General features: G+C 67.3%; 1 protein-coding gene and 1 tRNA gene. One reads left to right on the forward strand and one right to left on the reverse strand.

Going from position 1 to position 1,631, the window contains the following annotated elements:
- On the reverse strand, positions 1–820 hold an 820-nt coding region (locus Q2100_RS31210), incomplete at its 3' end, for a DUF3662 domain-containing protein (RefSeq protein ID WP_302917122.1).
- 258 nt (positions 821–1,078) lie between these two features.
- Here Q2100_RS31210 and Q2100_RS31215 point away from each other — a divergent pair.
- Positions 1,079–1,161, forward strand: a tRNA-Leu gene (locus tag Q2100_RS31215).
- The last annotated feature ends 470 nt before the right edge of the window (positions 1,162–1,631 follow it).

Below are 1,631 nucleotides of genomic sequence, written 5' to 3' on the forward strand. Positions count from 1 at the left end.
CGGGGCCGGGGCCGGCAGGACCCGGACGGTAGCCCTGGTCGTAGCCGCCTGCGGGCGGCGGGCCGGGCGGCGGGCCGTAGCCGCCGGGACCTGCCGGGCCGCGCTGCTCATAGGACGGCGGCGGGTAGCCACCCTGGTCCGGGTAGCCGCCACCGCCCTCGGGGTAGCCGCCGCCGTCGGGGTAGCCACCCTGCTCGGGGTAGCCGCCGCGGGGCGGGTAGTTGGGCTCGCCACCCTGCTGCGCCGGGTAGCCGCCCTGCTCGGGCGGGTAGGCCGCGCGCGGATCGTCGCCCTGGCGTCCGTACCGCTCGTCGTAGTACTCGTCGCCGGGCCGCCCCTGTCCCTGGCCGCCGCCGCGGTACGTCGGATTGTCGGTCATCGGTGGTACTCCTGATCCTGCGTCGGACGCATGCTCTCGGTCTGCTGGGGCGGGTTCGCCGGTGGTCGAGTCGGGGTTGACCGCGCACCGCGCGCGGAATTGGCCGGTGTGCAGATTCGGGGACTGCTCGAACCTGACGACCACATCACCATACGTTTGCCACCCCTGATCATGGATGTATCCCTCCAGATGTCTGGCGAATGTGGTCGAGGTCAGGTCCGGGTCGGCGCTCACCTTCTGGTGGTCGGAAACACTGAGGGTAATTACGTACTCGTTCGGGGCCAAAATGCGACCGCGGCCGACCTCGCGGGTGCCGGCCTCGGCTTCCCTGCGCAGGAGTGCTTCAACCTCCTGCGGGACGATCGATCCGCCGAAGACACGGGCGAACGCGTCGCCGACGGTGGACTCGAGCTTGCGTTCGATGCGGTCGACCAGTCCCATGTCACCGCCCGCCTCACTCGTGTCGTCGCTCGGCCCCGCGCGCCTCGGCCTCCCACCGCGTGTCGCCCGGGCACTTTCCTGCAGTGCATGGTATCGGCCCAGTACTGAACTGCGGGACCAACAGAACTCTGAGAATCGTGTCGGTGCAGGTCAGGCGCGCGATCTTGGGAGCTGCGGGGGTTGCTGGGGGCCCTGTTGGGCCCGATCTGTACGGTTTGGGGGCCGAGGCGGTCGGGTGATAGGCTCCCTCGGTCTTCAGGGCGAGTGGCGGAATGGCAGACGCGCTGGCTTCAGGTGCCAGTGTCCTTCGGGACGTGGGGGTTCAAGTCCCCCTTCGCCCACAATCGACAAAGGTCACGAACCTCCGGGTTCGTGGCCTTTGTCGTGTGGCGGGTGATCAGCGCAAAGCGGCCTCGGAGCGAAGCTTCCGTCCAACAGAGTCGAGCGGAGGTCCGCTACGCGCGGGCGGCTACCGGACGTCAAGAACAATTTGGACGGATGGAACGCTCGCGGGGCGCTGCGGGGCAACATCGACCACCCCGCGAAGTCGGCGTTAGGCCCGAACGGATTCTTGACTGAACGGTCCTCAAGCCCAGACCCGGTTCCCCCGCCGACGGGCTTGGTGGTGAATGCGGAACGAGTATTCGTGCGTCGCGTCTTGCCGAATTGATCCCAGCGGTACCGGAAACGAAGTCCCGAGCGATCACTTCCTGCCACCGGTCAACCAATTACTGCCAGCGGAATTAAACCGCTGACCTGCGGGTTCAAGCAGTCAGAAGACAACGAGAAACACCAAGAAAGAAGCAAGACC

Source organism: Mycolicibacterium arseniciresistens, assembly GCF_030519285.1.
Lineage (GTDB): Bacteria > Actinomycetota > Actinomycetes > Mycobacteriales > Mycobacteriaceae > Mycobacterium > Mycobacterium arseniciresistens.